At 48.8% G+C, this 338-nt stretch carries 2 tRNA genes; both read right to left on the bottom strand.

From position 1 onward, the window contains the following. Position 1: 1 nt before the first annotated feature. Positions 2-74: transfer RNA gene (locus FGT79_RS30735), tRNA-Asn, on the bottom strand. Between the two features lie 5 nt (positions 75-79). Further along, positions 80-156: transfer RNA gene (locus FGT79_RS30730), tRNA-Ile, on the bottom strand. Positions 157-338: the final 182 nt, after the last annotated feature.

The raw sequence follows: 338 nt of genomic DNA, 5'->3' as shown, positions 1-338 counted from the left end.
GCTCCCCGAACAGGACTCGAACCTGTGACAACTCGATTAACAGTCGAGTGCTCTACCAACTGAGCTATCAGGGAAAATATGGTGGGCCCTAGTGGACTCGAACCACCGACCTCACCCTTATCAGGGGTGCGCTCTAACCAGCTGAGCTAAGGGCCCTAAGCATAAACTCGAATCTTATGTAAGATCTTTAGTTTAAGCACGGACAGGCAAATTGCGCCCTGAAAACTGGATACGAAAGATTAGGTTTGCTGAACCTTATATGCTGCTGTCTACCGGATGTATGGGTCGCGGTAAACGTGTTTAGGATAAGCCCTCGACCGATTAGTATTCGTCAGCTA

This window comes from Paenibacillus sinopodophylli (genome assembly GCF_005930355.1).
GTDB classification, from domain to species: Bacteria; Bacillota; Bacilli; order Paenibacillales; family Paenibacillaceae; genus Pristimantibacillus; species Pristimantibacillus sinopodophylli.
This window is presented reverse-complemented; position numbering and strand designations above follow the sequence as displayed.